Source organism: Pseudomonas sp. PDM31 (assembly GCF_019218965.1).
In the GTDB taxonomy this organism is placed as follows: Bacteria; Pseudomonadota; Gammaproteobacteria; order Pseudomonadales; family Pseudomonadaceae; genus Aquipseudomonas.
The window spans coordinates 119,469-136,922 of the sequence record NZ_JAHUWS010000002.1 but is presented as its reverse complement, the minus strand read 5'-3'; the positions used below and the strand labels follow the sequence as shown (position 1 = coordinate 136,922).

Here is a 17,454-nt window from a genome sequence, read left to right as displayed (position 1 = left end):
TGGACAGCCCATTCCCTCTGATAAAGCACGCAATGATCGACATAGCTCTGCTCCTCTCAGGAAAATCACCGCGTCTTGCACTGCCAAATTGCTGGCAGGCTTCAGACAGGCAGCCCTCCCGATACCTAAGACTAAAGTTCCATAGCAATCCTTTGTCAATATTACGTCATGAAAACAGACGACTGGTGATTTGCTCTTACAACTACCTGTTTTTAAAGGACATATAGGCAGTTGAGCGCAGCTATAGAGCGAAATGTTATTTCGGACTGCTACGCCGCCACCTACGCTGCTCAATAAGGGAGCAGCGCAGAGTTTTCGGAAAGACTCGCCATCCATAGAGCGACCAGCCTGCGTGTCCAAAAGCGGTTTCAGGGACTACATTTGCTATTAGCTGTTGCGCCAGCCGGGCAACCGCTTTTCGAAGTGGGAGGATCAAAATGCCCAAGCAGTCGAGCATCCGTTCCGAACTGGCCGACGCTCTCTTTCGCATGCGCCGCAGTTTTTACTTACTGGCAGGGTTCAGCGGCGTCATAAACGTCATGATGTTGACGCCAGCGATTTATATGCTGCAGGTCTATGATCGAGCCCTGGTCAGTCGCAATGTCACGACGCTGACGATGCTGACCGTCCTGGTGGTAGGTCTGTTCTTGCTGATGTCCACCCTGGAAATGATCCGCACCCGCGTTGTGATCCGGGTCGGCAACTGCCTGGACATGGACCTCAACCGACGCATTTTCAACGCTGCGTTCGAGCGCAATTTGAGCCGCGCCGGGGGTAATCCGGCCCAGGCCCTGCAAGATCTCTCCCAGGTTCGTCAGTTCGTCACCGGCAATTCCCTGTTCGCTTTCTTTGATGCCCCGTGGACACCGATCTATCTGCTGGTCGCCTACTGGATCCACCCCATCCTCGGATTGATCACGCTGATCGGTTCGCTGATTCTGATGGGCCTGGCTTACCTCACTGAAAAAGCGACACAGAAACCCCTGGCCGAAGCTAATCAGGCGGCCATGTCCTCAGCCCAATATGCCAACAACAACCTGCGCAACGCCGAGGTCATCGAGGCGATGGGCATGCTGCCGTCGATCAGCAAGCGCTGGTTCCAAAGCCATTTGCGCATTCTGGAAATGCAGACCCTGGCCTCCGACCGCGCCGCCGTTATCAGTAGCACCGGTCGCTTCGTACGTATCACGTTGCAGTCGCTGATACTCGGCGCCGGCGCGCTGTTGGCGATCGAAGGCAAGATCACCCCCGGGATGATGATTGCCTGCTCGATCCTCACCGGCCGCGCACTGGGCCCGGTGGAACAGGTCATCGCCTCGTGGAAGCAACTGCTCGGCTGCCGTTCGGCCTGGGGTCGGCTCAACGAGATGCTGCACGACTATCCGCGTCGGCCACCGAGCATGTCACTGCAGCGGCCGCAGGGCATGTTGGCGGTGGAGAATGTGTATGCCGGTGCACCCGGTACCAACAACACCATTTTGCGCGGTGTGGGCTTCAGCCTTGTCCCCGGTGAAAGCCTTGGCATCATCGGTCCGTCTGCCTCAGGCAAATCCACCCTCGCCCGCCTGCTGGTTGGCGTCTGGCCGGCGCAGGCCGGCAAGGTGCGCCTGGATGGCGCGGACATATTCACCTGGAACAAGAGTGAACTTGGCCCCTCGCTCGGCTACCTGCCACAGGACGTGGAGCTGTTCGAAGGCAGCATTGCCGACAATATTGCGCGCTTTGGTGAAGTGGACAGCGAAGCCGTCATCCGCGCCGCCAAGATCACTGGAGTGCACGAGATGATCCTGCGTTTTGCGCAGGGTTACGACACCTGCCTGAGCAGCGATGGCAGCCCGCTTTCCGGTGGCCAGAAGCAACGCATCGCCTTGGCTCGCGCCTTGTATGGCGAACCCAGTCTGATCGTGCTGGATGAGCCGAACGCCAACCTCGACGACGTCGGCGAAAAGGCTTTGGTCGATGCGCTGGCCGAACTCAAGGGCCGTGGCGCCACCGTCGTTCTGATCTCCCACCGTCCCAACGTACTCTGCGCCGTCGATAAGGTGCTGATGCTGCGCGACGGTGGCGTGCAGATGCTTGGCACGCGCGATGAAGTATTCGCAGCGCTGCGCAAGGCCAGCGTCATGCCGGCAGGCGCGTCGACCCCGCTGGCCTCCGTCAAAGCACGGGAGTGACCGATCATGAACATGAGCCAACACACCGACATGATTCAAGCCGATCCCAGGAGCGTGGTAGATCTGGACGTCGGCAAACCCGCACGGTGGGGCATATGGCTGGTGATCGCCGGCTTCGGCGGCTTCCTCCTGTGGTCCTGGCTGGCGCCGCTGGATGCCGGCGTGGTAGCGACAGGCACAGTCAAAATCACCAGCAATCGCAAAACTGTGCAGCATCTGAGCGGCGGCACCGTGGAGGCCATTCTCGTTCGCGAAGGCGATTTAGTGAAAAAAGGCCAGGAGGTGGTTCGCCTCGACTCGTTGCGTGCCGTCGCCGAACAGGGGGCGATCAGCGCCCAGTACATTGTCAGCAAAACAGTGGAAAACCGCCTGGAAGCGGAACGCGACGGCCGCGCTGTGGTGAACTTCGATCCCGAATTAATCAAGCGTTTCAAGGATGACTACCGCCTGGTGGCCGCCATGGACCTGCAACAGCGCTTGCTCGACACCCGCCGCGCCGGTCTCGCCGGAGAAATCAGCATCCTGCAGGAAACCCTGGCAGCGTCGGCCGTGCAGCTCAAGGGCTTGCAGCAGGTCTATGGCGCCCGCGCTTCGCAGATCAACTTCCTCAACCAGGAACTGCAGGGCACCCGCGTGCTGTCGGCCGAAGGCTATGTACCGCGCAACCGCCTGCTCGAGCTGGAACGCAGCAACGCCGACCTCTCCGCCGGCCAGGCCGAGAACCTCAACAACATCGCTCGCGTGCGTAGCCAGACCACCGAAATCAAGCTGCGCATCCTGCAACGCCAGCACGATTACTTGAAGGAGGTCGAATCGCAACTGACCGAGACCGCCAAGGAAAACACCACTCTGGCTGACCGCTTGCGCGCACTCGATTATGAAGTGACCCACACGGTGATTCGGTCGCCTATCGATGGCATTGTCCAGGCACTGAGCATTGCCACCGTCGGCGGGGTCATTCAGCCCGGCTTCAAGATCATGGAAGTCGTTCCGGTCGACGAACCGCTGCAGGTCGACGCAATGATTCCCGTGCAGGCCATCGACAAGATGTTCCCGGGCCTTGCCGTGGACATTGCCTTCCCGGCCTTCAACCATGCCCAGACGCCAAACATCCCCGGCCGTGTGAAAACCATCTCCGCCGACCGCCTGATGGACGAGGAAAGCAAAGAACCGTTCTATCTGGCCCAAGTGGAAGTCACGCCGGAAGGCATGGACCTGCTTGGCAGCAACCACATTCGCCCCGGCATGCCCGCCACCGTCACCATCAAGACCGGCGAGCGCAACATGATGAGCTATCTTCTTAAACCAATGCTCGAACGTGTAGACAGCTCATTCAAGGAACAATGAAATGGACCGTCATTGCCTGCTCTACTGCCTGCTAGGGCTGGCCCTGCCGGCCAGTGCCATGGACCTCAAACAAGCTTGGGATCTGTTGCAGTACCAAGGCCCTATCTACCAGGCCGCCGTGCATGAAAAAGAAGCCGGCCAGGAAAACCGCGCCATTGGCAAGGCCGGCCTGCTACCGCAGATCAATGCCTCGGCCTACGACAATAAGGTCAATGGCACGCAACGCCAGAGCGGCATCGAGAGAGATCTGGACTACGACTCCAAGGGCGCCAACCTGCGCCTGCGCCAGCCACTATTCAACAAGCAGAAGATGGCCGAGTACCGTCAGGGTCAGCAGCGTGCCGACTACAGCAGTGCGGTGTTCGATGCCAAGAGTCAGGATTCCGCGGTGCGCCTGGCCGAAAGCTATTTCGACGTGCTCCTGGCCAGCGAAACCATCGTCCTGGCCAAGTCCAAATTGAGTGCCTTCGATGAGCAACTCGCCTCGGCGAAACGGCGCATGGAGCTGGGTGCCGGCACCGTCACCGACATCGACGAGTCGGCCGCTCGCCGCGACTTGGCCGAAGCCGAACTGATCGAAGCACAAGACAACCTGGTGAACGCCCGCCGCAAGCTCGAGGAATATATTGGTGAAACCCCGGAATCGCTGACCACCTTGCGTCCGGACTTCGACACACCGCCGCTGATGCCGAGCAACCTGCAGGACTGGTTGGTCAAAGCCCAGGCAGATAGCCCGCTGATCCATGCGCGCCGTCATAGCCGTAACCTCGCCGAAGAAGAGGTGAATCGTGCCAGGGCCGGTCACTGGCCAACACTGGATTTTATCGCTGGCTACACGGCGGGTGACAGCCAATCACTCTCCGAATTGAATCAACGCAACCGCTACAGCTCGATCGGGTTGGAAGTCAATGTCCCGCTTTTCGCCGGTGGCGGCGTCAGCGCGTTGACACGTCAGGCCAGCGCCAATAGCGATAAGGCCCTGAACGAACTCGACGCCGCACGACAGGAAGTCATCACCGGAACCACCCGTGAGTATCAAGGCATACAGAGCGGAGCCAAACGTATTCGCGCATTGGAGAAGGCCGTAGCGTCCAACGAGCGCTCACTGCTTTCGACACGCAAGGGCTTCAAGGAAGGCGGTACCAGCACCAACTCGGACGTGCTCAATGCCGAAGAGCTGCTCTTCGTTGCGCGCCACGACCTGTTCGATGCCAAGTTGCGTTATTTGATGTCGCGCCTGCGCCTGGCCTCTTCGGTGGGCAGCCTGGGTGACGACGATATCGACCAGATCAACAACTACCTCGGCCCGGAACTGCTGGTCACCAATTGATGCTCAGCTGCAGGCCGTTCGAGCCAGATGATGGTTGAACGGGTCGCGGAGGGGATGGCTATACAGGAATGATAAGGGAAAAGCATGACGAGGCGATGTTGTCGCCCCGTCATGTTGCGTTGAGCTAACGGTCTTGAATAACTTTCAAGGACCATGCAGCTCAACCACCTGTGGATAACTTATTCCACAGTGACCGACTTCGCCAGGTTGCGCGGCTGGTCTACGTCGGTACCCTTGAGCACAGCGACATAATACGAAAGCAGCTGCAACGGGATGGTGTAGAGGATCGGCGACAGGATGTCGTGGATGTGCGGCATGTGGATAACATGCGTGCCTTCGCCGTTGGTCATGCCAGCCTGTTCATCAGCGAAGACGATCAGCTCACCACCACGGGCGCGGACTTCCTGAAGGTTGGACTTCAGTTTCTCCAGCAACTCGTTGTTCGGCGCTACGGTAACCACCGGCATGTCGTTATCCACAAGCGCCAGCGGGCCGTGTTTCAGCTCACCCGCCGGGTACGCTTCGGCGTGGATGTAGGAGATTTCCTTGAGTTTGAGTGCCCCTTCCATCGCCACCGGGAACTGCGCGCCACGACCGAGGAACAGGGTGTGGTTTTTCTCGGCGAACAGCTCGGCGATTTTTTCCACAGTGCTGTCCATGGCCAGCGCTTCGCCCAGGCGAGTCGGCAAGCGACGCAGCTCTTCGACCAGAGTAGCCTCGACGTCTTTGCCCAAAGTGCCACGAACCTGGCCCAGGGACAGCGTCAGCAGCAGCAAGCCGACCAACTGGGTAGTAAAGGCCTTGGTCGAGGCCACGCCAATTTCACGACCAGCCTGGGTCAACAGGGTCAGGTCGGACTCGCGCACCAGCGAGCTGATGCCGACGTTGCAGATCGCCAGGCTGGCGAGGAAACCCAGTTCCTTGGCATTGCGCAGGGCGGCCAGGGTGTCGGCGGTTTCGCCCGACTGAGAGATGGTCACGAACAGCGTATCAGGCTGGACCACGACTTTGCGGTAGCGGAACTCACTGGCGACTTCGACCTGGCAAGGAATGCCGGCCAGCTCTTCGAGCCAGTAACGGGCGACCATGCCGGCGTGATAGCTGGTACCGCACGCCACGATCTGTACGTTGCGCACTTTCGCGAACAGCTCGGCAGCCTGCGGACCGAACGCCTGCACCAAAACCTGGTTCTGGCTCAAACGACCTTCCAGGGTGCGTTGCACCACGGCCGGTTGCTCGTGGATTTCCTTGAGCATGTAGTGGCGGAATTCGCCTTTGTCGGCGGCTTCGGCACCGTCGCTGTATTGCACCGTCTGGCGCTCGACGGCTTGGCCGTTCACATCCCAGATCTGCACGCTGTCACGACGGATTTCGGCGATGTCGCCTTCTTCCAGGTACATGAAGCGGTCGGTAACCTGACGCAGGGCCAACTGGTCGGATGCCAGGAAGTTTTCACCCAGGCCCAGGCCGATTACCAGTGGGCTGCCGCTACGGGCAGCGACGAGGCGGTCTGGTTGCTTGGCGCTGATAACGGACAGACCGTAAGCACCGTGCAACTCCTTCACTGTTGCCTTGAGGGCAACGGTCAGGTCGTGCAGGTCCTTGAGTTTGTGGTTCAGCAGGTGAGCGATGACTTCGGTGTCGGTGTCAGAGGTGAACACATAGCCCAAAGCCTTAAGCTGCTCACGCAGGGCTTCGTGGTTTTCGATGATGCCGTTGTGCACCACCGCCAGATCACCGGAGAAATGCGGGTGCGCGTTGCGCTCGCACGGCGCGCCGTGGGTAGCCCAGCGGGTGTGGGCGATACCCAGGCGGCCAACCAGCGGCTCTTCGGCCAGTGCCTGTTCCAGTTCGCTGACCTTGCCCGGACGACGCAGGCGTTCGAGTTTTTCGTCATTGGTGTAGACCGCCACGCCCGCGCTGTCATACCCACGGTATTCCAGACGCTTCAAGCCTTCGACCAGGATGGCAGTGATATTACGTTCCGCAACTGCACCGACAATTCCGCACATGCTATTTCTCCTGACTGACTGCCGCGCAAATCAAAGTGATACCGCGGGCCTGAATCTGATCCCGTGCCTCCAGCGGCAGGCGATCATCGGTAATAAGGGTATGGACACTGCTCCAGGGCAGCTCCAGGTTAGGAATCTTGCGGCCGATTTTGTCGGCCTCCACCATTACAACGACTTCGCGGGCGACTTCGGCCATGACCCGGCTCAAGCCCAACAATTCATTGAAGGTGGTCGTACCGCGAACCAGATCGATGCCATCGGCTCCGATGAACAACTGATCGAAGTCGTAGGAACGCAGGACCTGCTCAGCTACCTGTCCCTGAAAGGACTCGGAATGCGGGTCCCATGTGCCGCCGGTCATCAATAGCACCGGTTCATGCTCGAGTTCGCTCAAGGCATTGGCGACATGCAGGGAGTTGGTCATCACCACCAGACCCGGCTGCTGGCCGAGTTGCGGAATCATCGCCGCCGTCGTGCTGCCACTGTCGATAATGATCCGGGCATGCTCGCGAATCCGTGTAACGGCGGCGCGGGCAATGGCTTGTTTGTACCTGGAAACCGGCTGACCGACGTCGGCCACCAGCTCTTGAGGCATGGTGACAGCGCCGCCGTAACGACGTAGCAGCAAACCGTGGCTTTCGAGTGCCGCCAGATCCTTGCGAATCGTAACTTCCGAGGTTTCGAAACGCTTGGCCAGCGCATCCACACTGACTTCGCCCTGCTCATTGAGCAAGGCGAGAATGTTGTGACGGCGTTGTGGCGTGTTGCGCTTCGACATGTTCGATTAAGTTTCGATTCGAAAGATAACGGAAGCAATCAAAACCTATCGGCGAAACTTCGTCAAGCGTGAGCCGATAAAAAGGAGCTGTGGATAACTGTAGGAGCCGGCTTGCTGGCGATTCTGGCGACACGGTGTATCTGATGCACCGAAATCGCCGGCAAGCCAGTTCCTACAGATTCTGTGGATAACTCAGACTTTCTTGATCTTAACCGGACGCTTCCAGCCATCGATGTTCTTCTGACGGCCACGCCCGATGGCCAACTGGGATTTATCCACAGTCGAAGTGATGGTCGAACCCGCCGCAGTGGTTGCACCGTCGAGGATATCCACAGGTGCCACCAACGAGTTGTTGGAGCCGATGAACACGTCTTCGCCCAGCACGGTTTTCCACTTGTTGGCACCGTCGTAATTGCAGGTGATGGTACCGGCGCCGATGTTGGTACGCGCGCCGACCTCGGCGTCGCCCAAGTAAGTCAGATGACCAGCCTTGGCGCCTTCACCCAGATGAGCATTCTTCAATTCAACGAAGTTACCCACATGGGCACGCGCTTCCAGCACGGAGCCTGGACGCAAGCGTGCAAAAGGACCGGCATCGCTACCTTCGCCCATAATCGCGCCTTCGATATGGCTGTTGGCCTTGATCTGTACGCCTTTGCGCAGGGTACTGTCCTTGATCACGCAGTTCGGACCAATCACCACATCGTCTTCGATGACGACTTTGCCTTCGAGGATCACGTTGATGTCGATCAGCACATCGCGGCCTACGGTCACTTCGCCGCGAACGTCGAAACGTGCCGGGTCGCGCAGCGTCACACCCTGGGCCATCAAGCGGCGACCGGCACGCAGTTGGTAGTGCCGCTCCAGTTCGGAAAGCTGCTTGCGGTCGTTGGCGCCCTGCACTTCCATGGCGTCGTGAGGTTGCTCGGTGGCAACGACCAGACCATCACTGACCGCCATGGCGATCACGTCGGTGAGGTAGTACTCGCCTTGGGCGTTGTTATTGGACAGTCGGCTCATCCAGTCGCCGAGACGAGCGAAAGGCAATGCCAGGATGCCGGTATTGCCTTCGGTGATCTGGCGTTGGGCTTCATCGGCGTCTTTCTGCTCGACGATGGCGGTTACCTTGCCGGCGCCATCACGAACGATGCGACCGTACCCGGTCGGGTCATCCAGTTCGACAGTCAGTAGACCCAATTGCTGCGGACCGACCTGCTTGAGCAGACGTTGCAGGGTTTCGACTTCAATCAACGGCACGTCGCCGTATAAAACCAGCACCGTATCGGACTTGATGAACGGCACTGCCTGGGCAACCGCGTGGCCAGTACCCAGTTGTTTGTCCTGCAGGACGAAATTCAGGTCATCTGCCGCCAGGCGTTCACGCACGGCATCGGCGCCATGGCCAATCACCACGTGAATGCGTTGTGGATCAAGTTGACGGGCGCTGTGGATAACATGGCCAAGCATCGAGTTGCCGGCAATCGGATGCAGGACTTTCGGCAACGCCGAGCGCATACGCGTGCCTTGGCCAGCAGCGAGGATAACGATTTCAAGAGACATGACTGGCTACCAATCCTGGGTGGTCAGCGGCTGCGACCGGGTTTAAAAAACGGAAAAGAAAAAGGGTAGCCGAGGCTACCCTTTTTAATCAATCACACAACAAGCGCTGCCTTAATGGCCGAACTTCTTGCGGATCTGCTGGACGGTGCGCAGCTGAGCTGTCGCCTCGGCCAGACGTGCGGCAGCAGAACCGTAATCGAATTCCGCGCCACGTTCATGCAAGGCCTTCTCGGCAGCCTTAACGGCTTCCTGAGCGGAGGCTTCATCCAGGTCGGCAGCACGTTGCACGGTGTCGGCAAGAACCTTGACCATGTTCGGCTGAACCTCGAGGAAACCACCGGAGATGTAATACACCTCCTCTTCCCCGCCCTGCTTGACCAGGCGGATCGGCCCTGGCTTCAGATTAGTGATCAGCGGCGCGTGACCCAGAGCGATACCAAGATCACCCAGTGCACCGTGCGCAATCACCATCTCGACCAGACCGGAAAAGATTTCTCCTTCCGCGCTGACGATATCGCAATGGACTGTCATAGCCATCTGATTGCCTCAACCTAAATTAGCGCCCGTTGCCGGGCGCCGGGATTACAGTTTCTTGGCTTTCTCGATCGCTTCTTCGATGCCGCCAACCATGTAGAACGCTTGTTCTGGCAGGTGGTCGTAGTCACCGTTGAGGATGCCTTTGAAGCCAGCAATGGTGTCTTTCAGGGAAACGTATTTACCCGATGCACCGGTGAAGACTTCAGCCACGAAGAACGGCTGCGACAAGAAGCGCTGGATCTTACGAGCACGGTTTACCAACTGCTTGTCGGCTTCCGACAGCTCGTCCATACCCAGGATCGCAATGATGTCCTTCAGTTCTTTGTAACGCTGCAGAACGTACTGAACGCCGCGAGCGGTGTCGTAGTGGTCCTGGCCGATTACGTTCGGGTCCAGCTGGCGCGAAGTCGAGTCAAGTGGATCGACCGCTGGGTAGATACCCAAGGAAGCGATGTCACGGGACAGAACGACGGTGGCGTCCAAGTGGGCGAAGGTGGTCGCTGGCGACGGGTCGGTCAAGTCATCCGCAGGTACGTATACCGCTTGGATCGAAGTGATCGAACCTTCCTTGGTGGAAGTGATACGTTCTTGCAGAACGCCCATCTCTTCAGCCAGGGTCGGCTGGTAACCTACTGCCGAAGGCATACGGCCCAGCAGTGCGGATACTTCAGTACCGGCCAGGGTGTAACGATAGATGTTGTCGACGAACAGCAGAACGTCGTTACCTTCGTCACGGAACTTCTCGGCCATGGTCAGGCCGGTCAGTGCTACGCGCAGACGGTTACCCGGCGGCTCGTTCATCTGACCGTAAACCAGTGCCACTTTGTCCAGAACGTTGGAATCCTTCATCTCGTGGTAGAAGTCGTTACCCTCACGAGTACGCTCACCCACACCGGCGAACACGGAATAACCGCTGTGCTCGATGGCGATGTTACGGATCAGTTCCATCATGTTTACGGTTTTGCCTACACCGGCACCACCGAACAGACCGACTTTACCGCCTTTGGCAAACGGGCAAACCAGGTCGATAACCTTGATGCCGGTTTCCAGCAGGTCGTTGCCGCCTGCCTGTTCAGCGAACGAAGGCGCTGGACGGTGAATGCCCCAACGCTCGTCGGTGTCGATTGGACCTGCTTCGTCGATCGGGTTGCCGAGGACGTCCATGATACGGCCCAGGGTCGCTTTACCGACTGGAACGGAAATGGCTGCGCCAGAGTCGACTACGTCCAGACCGCGCTTCAAGCCTTCGGTGGAACCCATCGCAATGGTACGAACCACGCCGTCGCCCAGCTGCTGCTGAACTTCCAGGGTGGTCCCGGCCGCGCTTTGTACAGTCAGCGCGTTGTAGATGCTCGGTACGCTGTCGCGTGGAAATTCCACGTCGATAACGGCGCCGATGATTTGAACGATACGTCCGCTACTCATAGCTGGATCCTCTGAATATTTGAACCGTTAAACCGCGGCAGCGCCGCCGACGATTTCCGAGATCTCTTGGGTGATCGCAGCCTGACGCGCCTTGTTGTAGACCAGCTGCAAATCGCTGATCAAATCACCGGCGTTGTCGGTAGCGTTCTTCATCGCGATCATCCGCGCAGCTTGTTCAGCCGCGTTGTTCTCGACCACCGCCTGGTAGACCTGCGACTCAACGTAGCGGACCATCAAGCCGTCAAGCAGCTCTTTGGCATCCGGTTCGTAGAGATAGTCCCAGTGGTGCTTGAGGTCTTGATCCGGGGTTGCCACCAGTGGAATCAACTGCTCCACGGTAGGCTGTTGCGTCATGGTGTTGATGAACTTGTTGGACACCACGGACAGGCGGTCAATACGGCCGTCCAGATAGGCATCCAGCATCACCTTGACGCTGCCGATCAGATCATTGATCGACGGCTCTTCACCCAGGTGGCTGATAGCTGCAACGACGTTACCGCCGAAGTTGCGGAAAAAGGCCGCACCCTTGCTACCAACGACACACAGATCAATCTCGACGCCGTTTTCGCGGTTTACCGCCATGTCCTTGACCAGGGCCTTGAACAGGTTGGTGTTCAAGCCACCGCACAGACCACGGTCACTGCTCACTACGACATAACCAACACGCTTGATTTCGCGGTCGATCATGAACGGGTGGCGGTATTCCGGGTTGGCGTTGGCCAGATGCCCAATAACCTGGCGGATGCGCTCCGCATAAGGACGGCTAGCAGCCATGCGCATTTGTGCCTTGCGCATTTTGCTGACCGCCACTTTTTCCATGGCGCTGGTAATCTTTTGCGTGCTTTTGATGCTCGCAATCTTACTGCGAATCTCTTTTGCGCCTGCCATGTAACACCTATCAGGTTAGCAAGCGGGAGCCTTGCGGCTCCCGCTGCGGCTTACCAGGTTTGGGTGGCCTTGAACTTCTCGATACCGGCTTTCATGCCAGCGTCGATTTCGTCATTGAAGTCACCTTTCACGTTGATCTTCGCCATCAAATCGGCGTGATCGCGGTTGAAGAAAGCAATCAGCGCTTGCTCGAAGCTGCCGATCTTGGCGATTTCAACGTCAGTCAGGAACCCACGCTCAGCGGCATACAGCGACAGCGCCATGTCAGCGATCGACATTGGTGCGTATTGCTTCTGCTTCATCAGCTCGGTAACGCGCTGACCATGCTCAAGTTGCTTACGGGTCGCTTCGTCCAGGTCAGAAGCGAACTGGGCGAATGCCGCCAGTTCACGGTACTGAGCCAGAGCGGTACGGATACCACCGGAGAGCTTCTTGATGATCTTGGTCTGAGCGGCACCACCCACACGGGATACCGAAACACCGGCGTTCACTGCAGGACGGATGCCCGAGTTGAACATGGCCGATTCCAGGAAGATCTGACCGTCGGTGATGGAAATCACGTTGGTCGGAACGAACGCGGAAACGTCGCCAGCCTGGGTTTCGATGATCGGCAATGCGGTCAGGGAGCCGGTTTTGCCGGTCACTGCGCCGTTGGTGAACTTCTCTACGTACTCTTCCGAAACGCGGGATGCGCGCTCCAGCAGACGGGAGTGGAGATAGAACACGTCGCCTGGGTAAGCTTCACGGCCTGGTGGACGGCGCAGCAGCAGGGAAATCTGGCGGTAAGCCACTGCTTGCTTGGACAGATCGTCATAAACGATCAGCGCGTCTTCACCGCGGTCGCGGAAGAATTCGCCCATGGTGCAACCGGAGTACGGTGCCAGGAATTGCAGCGCAGGAGATTCCGAAGCACTGGCAGCCACGATGATCGTGTTGGCCAGGGCGCCGTTTTCTTCCAGCTTGCGAACCACGTTGGCGATGGTCGATTGTTTCTGACCGATCGCTACGTATACGCAGAAAATGCCGCTGTTCTTCTGGTTGATGATCGCGTCGATCGCCAGAGCGGTTTTACCGATCTGACGGTCACCGATGATCAGCTCACGCTGGCCACGGCCGACAGGGATCATGGCATCGACAGCCTTGTAGCCAGTCTGTACAGGCTGGTCTACCGACTTACGCCAGATCACGCCTGGAGCAACTTTCTCGACCGCGTCGGTCTCGGTGTTGCCCAGTGGACCTTTGCCATCAACTGGGTTACCCAGTGCGTCGACAACGCGACCCAGCAGTTCCTTACCAACCGGAACTTCCAGGATGCGGCCAGTGCACTTGGCGCTCATGCCTTCAGCCAGAGACTGGTATGCGCCCAATACAACGGCACCTACGGAGTCTTGCTCCAGGTTGAGGGCCATACCGAAGACGCCGCCCGGAAACTCGATCATCTCGCCGTACATTACGTCGGCCAGACCGTGAATCCGCACGATACCGTCAGATACGCTGACGACAGTGCCTTCGTTACGGGCTTGGGAGGTCACATCGAGCTTGTCGATGCGGCCCTTGATAATTTCACTTATTTCGGAAGGATTGAGTTGCTGCATTGCTCTGCTGCCCCTTCAAACTCAAGATTTCAATGCTTCGGCAAGTTTCGCGATTTTGCCGCGAATCGAGCCATCGATAACCAGGTCGCCGGCGCGGATGACAACGCCCCCAATAAGGGATTTGTCTTCCTCGACTTGCAGGCGCACTTCCCGGTTGAGTCGTGCACTGAGAACCTTGGCGAGTTTGTCTTGCTGTTCTTGGTTCAATGCAAAAGCACTGGTCACTTCTACGTCTACCGATTTCTCTTGTTCGGCCTTGTACAGGTCAAACAGAGCGGCGATCTCCGGCAACAGCAGGAGACGTTCGTTTTCGGCAACGACGTTGATGAAGTTCTGTGCCTTGGCATCAAACTTGTCGCCGCACACGTCAATGAACGTGGCGGCCTTTTCTGCGCTCGTCAGTCGCGGGGCCTTGAGCACGCGCTGCATGGTGTCGTCTTGCGACACCGCTGCTGCCAGGCCGAGCATGGCTGACCAATTGGCCAGTTGCTGGTGGGCCTGAGCGTGCTCGAAGGCCGCCTTAGCGTAAGGTCGGGCCAACGTGGTCAGTTCTGCCATGATCGCCCTCGCTTAGATTTCAGCAGCCAGTTGGTTAACCAGCTCTGCGTGCGCGTTTTGATCGATTGTGGCACCCAGGATCTTCGCAGCACCACCAACGGCCAGGCTACCCACTTGGGCGCGCAGCGCGTCTTTGACGCTGTTCAGTTCCTGTTCGATCTCGGCCTGAGCCTGAACCTTCACACGGTCAGCGTCGATACGGGCTTTTTCAACAGCCTCTTCAACAATCTGATTACCGCGTTTCTTGGCTTGCTCGATGATTTCAGCTGCCTGAGCTTTCGCTTCGCGCAGTTGCTGACCCGCTTTCTCTTGGGCCAACTCCAGGTCGCGAGCTGCTCGGCTGGCAGCGTCCAGACCATCAGCGATCTTCTTTTGACGTTCGTGCAGAGCCGCGATGACCGGAGGCCATACGAACTTCATGCAGAACAGTACAAAAATCAGGAACGCAACGGACTGGCCAATCAGGGTCGCATTAATGTTCACGCCAACACCTCGCAGTTACGTTGTCCATCACACCAAATTACCCGGAAGATCCGAGTAATCAGCCAGCGATTTGACCAACGAACGGGTTCGCAAAGGTGAAGAACAGAGCGATACCAACACCGATCATGGTTACGGCGTCGAGCAGACCGGCAACGATGAACATTTTAACTTGCAGCATTGGAACCATTTCTGGCTGACGCGCTGCGCCTTCCAGGAACTTGCCGCCCAGCAGGCCGAAACCAATTGCGGTACCCAGTGCGCCCAGGCCGATCAACAGTGCAACAGCGATAGCGGTTAGACCAACTACAGTTTCCATCTTTCCTCCCGACTTTTACGTCGTATGGTTTAGGTTTTTTAGATTAAAGCGGTAAAACAAATCGTTTCAGATGCCCCGTGAGGAGCCCCCTCCCTTTTGACGGGGAGGGACATCAGACTAGTCGAAACTGGTCTTAATGGTTTTCTTCGTGTGCCATCGACAGGTAGACGATGGTCAGCATCATGAAGATGAAAGCCTGCAGGGTGATGATCAGGATGTGGAACACAGCCCACGCCCACTGCAGAACTACGCCCAGGCCACTAAGCCAGAGCAGACCGCTGCCGAACATCACAGCAATCAGAATGAAGACCAGCTCGCCGGCGTACATGTTGCCGAACAGACGCAGAGCCAGGGAGATCGGCTTGGCGATCAGTGTCACGAATTCCAGCAGGAAGTTCACCGGGATCAGCAGGGCTTGAACGAAAATGTTCTTGCTGCCGAACGGGTGCAGGGTCAGTTCGCCGATGAAGCCGCCGATGCCCTTGACCTTGATGCTGTAGAAAATGATCAGTGCGAAAACCGAGATCGCCATGCCCAGGGTCGCGTTCGGGTCGGTAGTCGACACGGCGCGGAACGGGATGTGGGGGTCGCCGGAAATCAGGATGGCCAGTTGAGGAATCCAGTCGACCGGTACCAGGTCGACGGCGTTCATCAGGAACACCCAGACGAAGATGGTCAGTGCCAGCGGTGCAATCACCGGGCTACGGCCATGGAAGCTGTCTTTCACGCTGCCATCGACGAATTCGACCAATACTTCAACGAAGTTCTGCAAAGCACCCGGCTGACCCGAAGTCGCTTTCTTTGCCGCCATGCGGAAAAGAAGTACGAAGATCAGACCCAGAGCGACCGACCAGCCGAGGGTATCGACGTGGAAAGCCCAGAAGCCCATTTCTTTGGCTTCTGCTGCGGTGTGAGCAAAGCCCCAGCCGCCGTTGGGTAGCTGACCGAAGGTCAGGTTCTGCAAGTGGTGCTGGATATAGCCCGAAGCGGTTGTCTCTGCCATGGTTGCCTCAAACGCCCTAAGGTCTCGAAAGTCTTGTTCTCATCAGCAGGGGAGCGAACCAGCTGACCAGTTGGGTCAGCACGAAGACGCCGAATACAGCTAGCGGCGCCAGTGGCTTCACACCTGCAAACGTCAATGCAAAAAGCACCGCCGTCAAAATCAGTTTGCCCGCCTCGCCGGCATAAAAAGACCGGACGATGGCTTGAGCTGCCCGGGCACCGGAAAACCGGAACGCCCTGTGGGCAAAATAAACATTGGGTAGCAAGGCGATCAGGCCTCCGCAGAGTCCCGAGTACCCGGTAACAACTCCATACCGTTGCCAGAGCGCCAAAGCGGCAATGAGCAGAACGACAAATTGAGCCATCAACACCGGGAAAACTGCCAGGCGATGGAACGGCAAGCGGTTTGGCGTGCGGGTCTCCATCACTTTTTCTCTCCCATGGCCGGCTGCCGAAATTCAATAACTTGGCATAATTTGTGCCGACAAAATGCGCGCAGAGTATAGGGGCGGTTCAGCCCCTATTCAACTGTCAGGTAGTGATTTCCGACTGCACGCTACATGGGGAATTGTTTCAGCGGATGTGTGCGAGCACACCCTGAAGCTCATCCAGGGAGTTGTAGCCAATCACCAGCTGTCCCTTTCCCTTCTTTCCGTGGCGGATCTGCACCGCAGAGCCTAGGCGCTCGGCCAGGCGCTGTTCCAGGCGGGCGATATCCGGGTCCGCTTTTGCAGGTTCCACAGGCTCCGGTTTACCACTCAACCACTGGCGAACCAGTGCTTCAGTCTGGCGTACGGTCAGCCCACGTGCGACAACGTGTCGCGCCCCTTCCACCTGCTGATTTTCCGGTAAACCGAGCAAAGCACGGGCATGACCCATTTCCAGGTCACCGTGGGACAACATGGTCTTGATGACTTCCGGTAACGAAATCAGGCGCAACAAATTCGCCACGGTCACCCGCGACTTGCCCACAGCTTCGGCGACTTGCTGCTGGGTCAGCTGGAATTCCTGCTGCAATCGCTGCAGGGCTACCGCTTCTTCGATCGGATTGAGGTCTTCGCGCTGGATGTTCTCGATCAGCGCAATGGCGATGGCGGTTTCATCCGGCACATCGCGAACCATTGCAGGGATTGTTTCCTGACCCGCCTGCTGACTGGCGCGCCAGCGGCGCTCACCGGCAATGATTTCGAAGCGACCGCCACCGATCGGGCGAACCACGATCGGCTGCATCACGCCCTGGGCCTTGATCGACTGAGCCAGCTCTTCGAGCGCCTGAGCGTCCATGTCGCGGCGTGGCTGGTACTTGCCGCGCTGCAGCAGATCCAGCGGCAGGTGTTGCAGCTCGCGCTGATCGGCTTGTATCGCTTGTTCTTCCAGTGCGCTGACAGTCGGACCACTCAGCAGTGCATCCAGTCCACGTCCGAGACCTCGTTTCTTGACGGCCATGGG

At 58.1% G+C, this 17,454-nt stretch carries 16 protein-coding genes; 3 read left to right on the top strand and 13 right to left on the bottom strand.

Annotated features, from left to right (window positions below; all coding sequences use genetic code 11):
- Positions 1-437 precede the first annotated feature (437 nt).
- From KW839_RS03895 to KW839_RS03885, 3 genes are read left to right on the top strand one after another with little or no spacing between them, the layout of a single operon-like run.
- Positions 438-2,174, top strand: a complete 1,737-nt coding sequence (locus KW839_RS03895) for a type I secretion system permease/ATPase (RefSeq protein WP_060540268.1) — start codon at positions 438-440, stop codon at positions 2,172-2,174.
- A 6-nt stretch (positions 2,175-2,180) separates the two neighbouring features.
- Positions 2,181-3,521 (top strand): HlyD family type I secretion periplasmic adaptor subunit, encoded by a 1,341-nt coding sequence (locus tag KW839_RS03890; RefSeq protein WP_060540269.1) that lies wholly within the window; start codon positions 2,181-2,183, stop codon positions 3,519-3,521.
- Position 3,522: 1 nt separating this feature from the next.
- Positions 3,523-4,851 (top strand): TolC family outer membrane protein, encoded by a 1,329-nt coding sequence (locus tag KW839_RS03885; protein WP_218423465.1) that lies wholly within the window; start codon positions 3,523-3,525, stop codon positions 4,849-4,851.
- A 179-nt stretch (positions 4,852-5,030) separates the two neighbouring features.
- Here KW839_RS03885 and glmS read toward each other — a convergent pair whose 3' ends face one another.
- The 13 genes from glmS to KW839_RS03820 form a co-directional block, all read right to left on the bottom strand.
- Positions 5,031-6,863, bottom strand: coding sequence for a glutamine--fructose-6-phosphate transaminase (isomerizing) (gene glmS, locus KW839_RS03880; RefSeq protein WP_218423464.1), 1,833 nt, complete (start codon positions 6,861-6,863; stop codon positions 5,031-5,033).
- Position 6,864: 1 nt separating this feature from the next.
- Positions 6,865-7,641, bottom strand: coding sequence for a DeoR/GlpR family DNA-binding transcription regulator (locus tag KW839_RS03875; RefSeq protein ID WP_060540272.1), 777 nt, complete (start codon positions 7,639-7,641; stop codon positions 6,865-6,867).
- A gap of 192 nt (positions 7,642-7,833) precedes the next feature.
- The gene (gene glmU / locus KW839_RS03870) at positions 7,834-9,201 is read right to left on the bottom strand and encodes a bifunctional UDP-N-acetylglucosamine diphosphorylase/glucosamine-1-phosphate N-acetyltransferase GlmU (RefSeq protein WP_060540273.1); all 1,368 of its coding nucleotides are present in this window, start codon (positions 9,199-9,201) and stop codon (positions 7,834-7,836) included.
- Positions 9,202-9,312: 111 nt separating this feature from the next.
- Entirely contained in the window at positions 9,313-9,738 is a 426-nt protein-coding gene (locus KW839_RS03865) for a F0F1 ATP synthase subunit epsilon (protein WP_028620319.1), read from the bottom strand.
- A gap of 45 nt (positions 9,739-9,783) precedes the next feature.
- A complete protein-coding gene (atpD, locus tag KW839_RS03860; protein WP_060540274.1) occupies positions 9,784-11,163 on the bottom strand; it encodes a F0F1 ATP synthase subunit beta in 1,380 nt (459 codons plus the stop codon).
- 27 nt (positions 11,164-11,190) lie between these two features.
- Positions 11,191-12,051 carry a F0F1 ATP synthase subunit gamma gene (gene atpG, locus KW839_RS03855; protein WP_008045673.1) on the bottom strand — a complete coding sequence of 287 codons (861 nt, stop codon included), beginning with the start codon at positions 12,049-12,051 and terminating at the stop codon, positions 11,191-11,193.
- Positions 12,052-12,101: 50 nt separating this feature from the next.
- A complete protein-coding gene (atpA, locus tag KW839_RS03850; RefSeq protein WP_030132553.1) occupies positions 12,102-13,646 on the bottom strand; it encodes a F0F1 ATP synthase subunit alpha in 1,545 nt (514 codons plus the stop codon).
- 21 nt (positions 13,647-13,667) lie between these two features.
- Positions 13,668-14,204 (bottom strand): F0F1 ATP synthase subunit delta, encoded by a 537-nt coding sequence (locus KW839_RS03845; protein WP_060540275.1) that lies wholly within the window; start codon positions 14,202-14,204, stop codon positions 13,668-13,670.
- Positions 14,205-14,216: 12 nt separating this feature from the next.
- Positions 14,217-14,687: a F0F1 ATP synthase subunit B gene (locus KW839_RS03840; protein WP_060540276.1), complete on the bottom strand. Its 471-nt coding sequence runs from the start codon at positions 14,685-14,687 to the stop codon at positions 14,217-14,219.
- A 58-nt stretch (positions 14,688-14,745) separates the two neighbouring features.
- Positions 14,746-15,003, bottom strand: coding sequence for a F0F1 ATP synthase subunit C (gene atpE / locus KW839_RS03835; protein ID WP_003097235.1), 258 nt, complete (start codon positions 15,001-15,003; stop codon positions 14,746-14,748).
- A 133-nt stretch (positions 15,004-15,136) separates the two neighbouring features.
- Positions 15,137-16,006 carry a F0F1 ATP synthase subunit A gene (gene atpB / locus KW839_RS03830; RefSeq protein WP_060540277.1) on the bottom strand — a complete coding sequence of 290 codons (870 nt, stop codon included), beginning with the start codon at positions 16,004-16,006 and terminating at the stop codon, positions 15,137-15,139.
- A 16-nt stretch (positions 16,007-16,022) separates the two neighbouring features.
- Entirely contained in the window at positions 16,023-16,430 is a 408-nt protein-coding gene (locus KW839_RS03825; RefSeq protein ID WP_218423463.1) for a F0F1 ATP synthase subunit I, read from the bottom strand.
- Positions 16,431-16,578: 148 nt separating this feature from the next.
- Entirely contained in the window at positions 16,579-17,451 is an 873-nt protein-coding gene (locus KW839_RS03820; RefSeq protein WP_060540278.1) for a ParB/RepB/Spo0J family partition protein, read from the bottom strand.
- Between the last annotated feature and the right edge of the window lie 3 nt (positions 17,452-17,454).

Bases quoted from the DNA above. Each gene is read 5' to 3' on its own strand.
- KW839_RS03895 (WP_060540268.1), top strand. From the start codon at position 438: ATGCCCAAGCAGTCGAGCATCCGTTCCGAACTGGCCGACGCTCTCTTT.
- KW839_RS03890 (WP_060540269.1), top strand. From the start codon at position 2,181: ATGAACATGAGCCAACACACCGACATGATTCAAGCCGATCCCAGGAGC.
- KW839_RS03885 (WP_218423465.1), top strand. From the start codon at position 3,523: ATGGACCGTCATTGCCTGCTCTACTGCCTGCTAGGGCTGGCCCTGCCG.
- glmS (WP_218423464.1), bottom strand. From the start codon at position 6,863: ATGTGCGGAATTGTCGGTGCAGTTGCGGAACGTAATATCACTGCCATC.
- KW839_RS03875 (WP_060540272.1), bottom strand. From the start codon at position 7,641: ATGTCGAAGCGCAACACGCCACAACGCCGTCACAACATTCTCGCCTTG.
- glmU (WP_060540273.1), bottom strand. From the start codon at position 9,201: ATGTCTCTTGAAATCGTTATCCTCGCTGCTGGCCAAGGCACGCGTATG.
- KW839_RS03865 (WP_028620319.1), bottom strand. From the start codon at position 9,738: ATGGCTATGACAGTCCATTGCGATATCGTCAGCGCGGAAGGAGAAATC.
- atpD (WP_060540274.1), bottom strand. From the start codon at position 11,163: ATGAGTAGCGGACGTATCGTTCAAATCATCGGCGCCGTTATCGACGTG.
- atpG (WP_008045673.1), bottom strand. From the start codon at position 12,051: ATGGCAGGCGCAAAAGAGATTCGCAGTAAGATTGCGAGCATCAAAAGC.
- atpA (WP_030132553.1), bottom strand. From the start codon at position 13,646: ATGCAGCAACTCAATCCTTCCGAAATAAGTGAAATTATCAAGGGCCGC.
- KW839_RS03845 (WP_060540275.1), bottom strand. From the start codon at position 14,204: ATGGCAGAACTGACCACGTTGGCCCGACCTTACGCTAAGGCGGCCTTC.
- atpE (WP_003097235.1), bottom strand. From the start codon at position 15,003: ATGGAAACTGTAGTTGGTCTAACCGCTATCGCTGTTGCACTGTTGATC.
- atpB (WP_060540277.1), bottom strand. From the start codon at position 16,006: ATGGCAGAGACAACCGCTTCGGGCTATATCCAGCACCACTTGCAGAAC.
- KW839_RS03825 (WP_218423463.1), bottom strand. From the start codon at position 16,430: ATGGAGACCCGCACGCCAAACCGCTTGCCGTTCCATCGCCTGGCAGTT.
- KW839_RS03820 (WP_060540278.1), bottom strand. From the start codon at position 17,451: ATGGCCGTCAAGAAACGAGGTCTCGGACGTGGACTGGATGCACTGCTG.